We start from the raw sequence: 7,182 nt of genomic DNA, 5'->3' as shown, positions 1-7,182 counted from the left end.
GGGCAACCAAGGGTATTTATCGTAAGGAATTTCGGTTACCGCATTGTTGAATTCTTCAGCGGTAAAATAGCCCAAAGACTCAAAATGTTTTGCCATTTGTCTGGTAGACCAACCTTCAGGAATAGTAAAGTTAGTCTGCATGATTTCTCCTTCCCAGATCTTGCTGGCAATATCTGACAAAGATTCTTCGGGAGAGATTAAATAAGTACCTGCTTTGAAGCCACCTTTGGAGTCTGTTACTTGTTTGAGTTTCGTCCAAATCTTCCAGGTATTGCTAGATCTAATCAATCCAGCGTCGGCTAATTCTGCTCCGATTTGGTTACCCCCAACACCAGACTTAACAGTAAATGCTACTTGTTTTTCTTTATCTATTTCTTGTCCTTTGGCTTCTACGGGAGCAGTTATACCTTTCCAACCAGCCCAACCAAAAAGCAATAGACCTCCTAAAGCTGCGGGGACAATTTTAAGAGCTAAATTCTTGCTAGTTTTACTAGTAGAAATTTTTCTTCTTTTAGGTTTTCTTTTAGTAGTCATTGATATTGGCAGCTAAATATTAAAGATTAGTATATGTTTCATAGTCGGGTTCAATCTTACCTCGAACCCTGAAAAATTGTCTTCTATCTATTTAATAGTCGATCGCATAATGGTAGATTAAACGAAAGCCCAATCTGTTGTGAAGTCATGGCTAAATCTACAGGAGAAAAAGTACCCCAAGCAATGCAGTCTAAATTTGCCGAAATTACTGCTCTGACTGATGCTTTCTGCCAGACTCATCTCAATAGTGAATATGCAGAACTATCTCGTAAGTTGACCGCTGCTTTGTGTCGCAAACGTCCCTCCCCTTTAGTCAGAGGAAAAGCTAAAACCTGGGCTTGTGGCATAGTTCATGCCTTGGGTATGGTAAATTTCCTCTACGATTCTTCTCAAACGCCCCATATTAAGGCAACAGAACTTTATAAGCTATTTGGGGTAGGACAAAGTACGGGGCAGGGGAAATCCAAACAAATCCGCGACATGATGAGTATGTCTCAGTTAAGTCCTGATTGGTGTTTGCCGAGCTTGATTGACGACAATCCGATGATTTGGATGCTTTCGGTCAATGGCTTAATTATGGATATTCGTAATGCTCCTTACGGAGCGCAGGTAGAGGCATTCGAGCAAGGTTTAATTCCCTATATTCCAGGCGATCGCGAATCATCAACAGATCCCGAACCAAAAGCACCTCGTAAAGGGTCAAAGAAGAATATAGTTTATGTTTTGGAAGTTTTTCTTTTAAGCGGTCTTGTTACTGAAAGTTTTATCGAACAGAATCCTATTATTGCTCGCACTATTGAAATTAGCTCTGAAGAAACTTTAGCCGATCTCCATCAGATTATTTTTGCAGCTTTTGATCGCGAAGACGAGCATATGTATGAATTCCAAATTGGCGGCATGGGACCAAACGATCCTGAAGCATTACGTTATGGATTGTCAATGTCACTCCCCAGTGGATTGGATTCTGAAGGATATGTAGCAGATGTCAGAAAAACCAAAATCGGCACGTTGGATCTAGAGCAAGATGAGGCTTTTGGTTATTGGTTTGATTTTGGCGATGATTGGTGGCATCAAATCGATGTCAAGGAAGTTAAGCAGAAAACACCTAAAAAGAAATATCCTATTATTATCAGTCGTACTGGAGATAGTCCCCCACAATATCCCGATTGGGATGAAGAAGACTAATTAGGTAGTTGGTATTGGTGTAGTAAAAATTCCGAGCGATCGCTTGTAGCCACTAGTAATTGAGTTTTACTGGATTGCATTGCCGTTATTTCACTATCTTTGGGTAAAGATAGTTGTAATTGTTGGTAGTTGAAATCTTTGCCATTGATTAAAACAATACTATTCTGGCGATCGCTAATTAGATAGCCTTGGGGACAAGCAGTAATAATTTTGGCAATTATATTTAAAGTAATACGCTGAATCTGAAATTTTTTGAGGGTAATAACTACCAAGCTATTTGATTCATGACTTTCTGTTGCTATTAGATACTGGGGGAATTGAGGATTAAAAACAACTAAGTTGAATTGAATGGCAATAGTTTTATTTGCCAGCCAATTACCGCGACGATTGAAAAGGTGCAATTCTGTCTGTTGCTGCTGGTTTTGATAAATACCTAATCCATAACGGCGATCGATCGCGATTAAATAATTCCAGTTTTTACGGTTAATTTGAGACTGTTTTAACTGACAGTTGGGTAATTGCCAGATTTGCCAATGGGGTGTTTTGGATTTGCGGGGTAGATAAGAAGTTGCATACCAATTACCTTGTGGCTCAATCGCACTAACAAGACAATCGGTAGGAAAAGCTAGAATCGGCAGGAATTTCTCGGTAAAAAAGCTGAATTGCTCGCTGTCAATATCTAAAGGTAAATAATATAAAGAGGATTTGGTAGTAATAAAACAACTTTTTGTCTTGATTTCTAGCTGAGTGAGAGATTCATCTAAAGGAATTTGCCACTTTTGCTCGATATCTCCCAAGGGAGCGAAATTATCATAGTGATGAATATAAAGTCGCCTTTGTGCGCCGAGATAGACCAAATTAGAAGCTATAGCTAGATGAATAATTGATTCTGGTAAAACTTCTGTTGATGGTAACTTGAGGAGAGCGAGCGCAAAATTAGTTGACATAAGTAGTTCCAGTCTTGGAGAATTGGTATTACTTAGAAATTTTGGCAGAATCTAATTTACCAGCTAAAACTGTTTGATTGAGTTGTAAAATCGGTTCGATTAAACTAAATTCTTCAGATGTCAAAAACTCCTGAATAATAGAAGGCATGATTTCATAAGTTATTTCTGCCAGCGAATTCAATTGAAAAGCCTTAATAATAGTTCGCTGCCACAATAAAGTATTTTCTTTCAATCGAGCTAAATCGTTGACTAATAAAGCTGCGCTAGCACTACGAATCACCATCCGACAATCTCGATAACATTTTTCCTTTCTATATTCAGAATTGCTATTAAAGATCTCTGGTTTTATTTCATGTATCTTATGCTGCAAGCGATCGACTATTTCTATTTCGCCATCGCGAATTTTTTGATAGGCACTCAGGCGTAAATCTACGGTAGCTAAATAGTCTCTAAGAAATTGTAATTCTTGAGTAGTTGCATAACGACCATCTATGCTTATACTCAGTTGTTCTAGTTGTTGAAACATAACTGTTAGATTGGTTAAAAAAAACTGATAAAATTTTAGTTAGTACAAAGACATTGCATAATTTCAGCATGATTTTTGCCTGTTGCGATCGCAACTTCAGCAGGTTTTAGTCTTTGTGCCAAACCCAATACAAAAAGATTGGATTTCGCACCTAAAGATTCGCAAGTAGTTTGCAGACAATGTAAATTAATTGCCAATAATTCCGAGAAGAAAGCAGATAATAAACCAGCCTCCATAAAGCAGCTTGGTTGCTTGGCAGAAGTTATTGCACCTGCAAATGCCGAATGTTCGATCTCGACAACTATGAATTCGCGATCGTAGTTATCGTAGTTTACCCTGATTTTTCCCCAACCATGAGCTTTCCAGCATTGTTTCAAACAAGATAGTAGCTCTACCATTGCCATTTCAGAAATCGATCGCCCATAGTAACTACTAACTTCTGCTTCAAATCGCCGATAAAAATTTTCACCCCATTTAACACCGCAATTATATAAAACTATTTCAGCTGCCGAGCCAACTTCTGAATTAAGAGATCGATGTAAAGCTATTAATAAAGTTTCGGGCAATGCTAACAAGCGTCGCCCTTGACGATTTTCAATTAGCCCAGATTCAAAGTCTCCCTTGGCATAAATATCAGGAGCAAAGTAATTGCTAAAGACGCTAGATTTATTAATTAAATTGGCAATATCAATCATTAGTTATTACTCGCCTAAAATATTTTTAGTTTGCTCTAAAAAAGGTTTTAGAAAATAAAAATCTTCAGCATTTAGAATTTTGAATAAGCATTTTGATAATAATATATATATGTTCTCTGAAATATTTTTTAGTTCATCAACTTCAATTTGTTCTGGCAGCCATGCCAAAATCCTATTTTCCAAATAAAGATAATTGTTACTTAGCATTGCCATACTGCAATGGCGCATAATTGACATCCAATATTGTAAAGCCAGAGCAATTTTTAATTCATCTGTTTGAGGGTAATTTTTAAGTAAATCTTCTGCTATATATTCAAATATTTCTATTTCGCGATCGCGTAATAGTTCATAGAGTTTTAATCTTCGTTCCAAAGACAAAGCTCTTTGGTTAAAAATATTCAGTTCGGTTATTTCTAAATATTCGATTTCGGCTTTATATAGTATTGATTCTAAATCGGAAATCATAGTTATTATTAAAGTTAATTAAATTAAAAATAATCAATCATAATTTATTTAATAAAAATATAGTCACTTCAGATATGCTCCACTTTGCAATTTTTGCTGAATATCTTGTGCTGTAGCTCCTTCATTATGCCAAAAAGAAGCTGCATCAATTAGATCTTGTTTGCCGAGTAAAAATTTACAATATGTTTCTCCTAAGGAATAACATTGAATCTCAATACACCCCAGGTCTTTTTTAATTAAACTAGAAAAAAATCCTGCAAATAAACCAGCATAAATATGACAAACTGGCTTGCCAACATCTCCTAAGCTTTTAGCAACAGCAGAATCAAAGATATTTATAAACATAAAACTATTGTGGCGATCGCTCATATCCACATCCCAATTTCCCCATCCTTGACTAAGAAAACACCACCACCAGGCTTCTAAAACATATCTTAAATTTAATTGGCTTAAATCTTGATAACCATATTCTTCAAAAAACCAATTACGAAAAAAAATAGCGTCTTCTCGCCCCCATGCTTTACCAATGTTATACATTACTAATCCAGAAGCATCACCTACTTCTGTTTCCAAACCAGTAATTAAGCCAACAATAAAATCTTCACTCACAAAAATATTACGACCTTGATTCCAGTCACTAATAATACCTTTATCATTTTGAAAAGAAAAAAAATCTTTGAAACTATAATGTTGATGTTTTTGTGGATATTTAGATTTTAATTTGTGATAATTTTGTATATTTAATTGTTTTATTGTATTAGTTGATTTATTTTTAACCACAGTTATCCACTATCTATTGTAGAGAATAAAAATATACAACTTAATTGTAATTTAATTGACCAAGACTAATCTCCGTACAATCCTATAGAGAAATTTATAATATATAAATATTATCGGTATAATTACCAAAGTAATAATTATTTATTATTTACCAACAATTATTTAGGTGGAGCTACTTAATAATGCCCAAATTAAGTTTAGGAGCGCGATTATTTATTTCTCATTTATTGGTCATGATGGTTGGCTTAGGTAGCTTTGTAATTATCGCCAAAGTTTCTTCTCCTAGAATGTTTGTCTTGCGTTTAGAACAGCTAGAGAAAAGAGGTATTTTTACCGTCCGTTCCGCCCGTACCTATCTAGTTGATGGTTTTCGGAATGCTTGGAATCGCAGTGCGATCTTATCTGTAGCAGTGGGCGCGACGGCTGCGGGAGGAATGAGCTATATATTTTCCAAACGCATCACTAAACCCGTCAAGCAGATGAAACATATCACTCAAAAATTCGCCGCAGGAGATTTAGCCGAAAGAGTGCCAGAAAGTGTTATTCCCGAACTAAATCAATTAAGCGTTAGTTTCAATTCCATGGCTAGTAGTTTGGGAGATGTCGAACAACGAAGACGAGAACTAGTCAGCGACTTGACTCACGAATTGCGTACGCCTTTAACTGTGGTGCGGGGTTATCTTGAAGAATTAGCTGATGGCAAAATCGATGGAACTCCAGAACTATATTTACGCTTAATTAGAGAAACCAGACGTTTAGAACGTTTAATTCACGACCTACAAGAGCTTTCTAAAGCAGAAGCGGGTTATTTATCGATCAATTCCCAGATATTAAATTTATACCCTTTACTTAGTTCTTTAGTTGATCGCTTTGGCGACCAATTATTAGAAGAAGGCCCCGATCTAATTTTAAACTGTCCTGAAGATTTACCTTGCGTTGCAGCAGATCGCGATCGCACCGAACAAATTTTAGTTAATTTACTCGGTAATGCCATTCGCTATACTGAAGTAGGTTCGATTGTAGTTAGAGCCTGGAAACAAAATCGTCAGGTCTGGATTTCCGTTGAAGATACGGGAGTAGGCATTGCTGCGGAAGATTTACCCTATGTATTCGAGCGTTTTTGGCGTGCCGATCCCTCTCGCTCTACCCATTCTGGCGGTACGGGTATTGGTCTGGCGATCGCTCGACGTTTGGTAGAATTGCAAGGGGGAAACATTGAAGTTGAAAGCAAACTAGGTAAAGGTAGTATTTTTCGTTTTTGTTTGCCTGTAGCTTGAAAAAATTACTCACTATTCGAGCAAACTCGCGTAATAATAATAATGTTTGCAATTCTTTATATGTTACTCATTTAATAAATATGGCAACTTCCGAAAATCAATACGCAGTTCAAAAAACCGAACAACAATGGAAAGAAACTCTTTCTCCCGAAGCTTTCAAAGTGTTGAGAAAACATGGTACAGAAAGAGCGGGAACTAGCCCTCTAGATAAAAACTATGAACCAGGTACTTATCTATGTGCTGGGTGCGAGCAACCTTTATTTAGTTCTGAGACTAAATACAATAGTGGTACTGGCTGGCCTAGCTTTTATCAACCTCTAGAAGATGCTATTGACACCACTGTGGATCGCTCTCTATTTATGACTAGAACCGAAGTTCATTGTAGTCGCTGTGGCGGTCATCTAGGTCATGTATTTGGCGATGGGCCAAAACCTACTGGTCAGCGTTATTGTATGAACGGTGTATCTTTAAAATTTGTTCCCCAAGAAAAGTAGGAAGTGGGTGACTGGGTGAATGGTCGCAAGTGTAGACTTTTTACATTTGACTGTTTTGGTTGACGGGAAGATATTATCCCGCGAAGACGGCTTGTACCCGTTCGGTCATAAACATCCGTTCGGGCACAAATCCTAGAATGGGGAAGTGGGTAAAGGCTCTTTTGTACCTAAATCAAAGTGCCTACTCCCCCCTTGTAAAAAACCTACCCTTGTGAGGAGCGGTGAGATGACAATGTGAATCGATGTGGAAAAAAAAGAACCTGGCACTGAGCTATTTTC

Annotated in this window: 9 protein-coding genes; 3 read left to right on the top strand and 6 right to left on the bottom strand. The window is 37.1% G+C overall.

Features of this window, described 5'->3' with window-relative positions:
• Nucleotides 1-534 (bottom strand): endolytic transglycosylase MltG (locus tag AC33VI_RS04750; protein ID WP_491781120.1); only part of this gene is annotated, 534 nt, incomplete at its 3' end.
• 147 nt (nucleotides 535-681) lie between these two features.
• Between AC33VI_RS04750 and AC33VI_RS04745 the strand changes: the two genes are divergently transcribed.
• Entirely contained in the window at nucleotides 682-1,719 is a 1,038-nt protein-coding gene (locus AC33VI_RS04745; RefSeq protein ID WP_491781119.1) for a plasmid pRiA4b ORF-3 family protein, read from the top strand.
• Here the strand turns inward: AC33VI_RS04745 and AC33VI_RS04740 are convergent.
• The 5 genes from AC33VI_RS04740 to AC33VI_RS04720 form a co-directional block, all read right to left on the bottom strand.
• The gene (locus AC33VI_RS04740) at nucleotides 1,716-2,666 is read right to left on the bottom strand and encodes a hypothetical protein (protein ID WP_491781118.1); all 951 of its coding nucleotides are present in this window, start codon (nucleotides 2,664-2,666) and stop codon (nucleotides 1,716-1,718) included. The genes AC33VI_RS04745 and AC33VI_RS04740 overlap by 4 nt on opposite strands.
• 28 nt (nucleotides 2,667-2,694) lie before the next feature.
• The gene (locus AC33VI_RS04735; protein ID WP_491781117.1) at nucleotides 2,695-3,192 is read right to left on the bottom strand and encodes an allophycocyanin; all 498 of its coding nucleotides are present in this window, start codon (nucleotides 3,190-3,192) and stop codon (nucleotides 2,695-2,697) included.
• A 35-nt stretch (nucleotides 3,193-3,227) separates the two neighbouring features.
• Complete coding sequence (locus AC33VI_RS04730) at nucleotides 3,228-3,887, bottom strand: V4R domain-containing protein (protein ID WP_491781116.1); 660 nt, start codon at nucleotides 3,885-3,887, stop codon at nucleotides 3,228-3,230.
• 6 nt (nucleotides 3,888-3,893) lie between these two features.
• Nucleotides 3,894-4,352, bottom strand: coding sequence for a globin family protein (locus AC33VI_RS04725; protein WP_491781115.1), 459 nt, complete (start codon nucleotides 4,350-4,352; stop codon nucleotides 3,894-3,896).
• Between the two features lie 63 nt (nucleotides 4,353-4,415).
• Nucleotides 4,416-5,138 (bottom strand): V4R domain-containing protein, encoded by a 723-nt coding sequence (locus AC33VI_RS04720; protein WP_491781121.1) that lies wholly within the window; start codon nucleotides 5,136-5,138, stop codon nucleotides 4,416-4,418.
• Between the two features lie 176 nt (nucleotides 5,139-5,314).
• Between AC33VI_RS04720 and AC33VI_RS04715 the strand changes: the two genes are divergently transcribed.
• Together AC33VI_RS04715 and msrB are read left to right on the top strand one after the other, a co-directional pair.
• Nucleotides 5,315-6,409, top strand: a complete 1,095-nt coding sequence (locus AC33VI_RS04715; RefSeq protein ID WP_491781114.1) for a sensor histidine kinase — start codon at nucleotides 5,315-5,317, stop codon at nucleotides 6,407-6,409.
• Nucleotides 6,410-6,489: 80 nt separating this feature from the next.
• Complete coding sequence (gene msrB, locus AC33VI_RS04710) at nucleotides 6,490-6,903, top strand: peptide-methionine (R)-S-oxide reductase MsrB (protein WP_491781113.1); 414 nt, start codon at nucleotides 6,490-6,492, stop codon at nucleotides 6,901-6,903.
• The last annotated feature ends 279 nt before the right edge of the window (nucleotides 6,904-7,182 follow it).

The organism is Waterburya sp., assembly GCF_058530065.1.
Note: the sequence above shows the minus strand (reverse complement) of the source record. Positions and strands in the feature narration are given on the sequence as shown.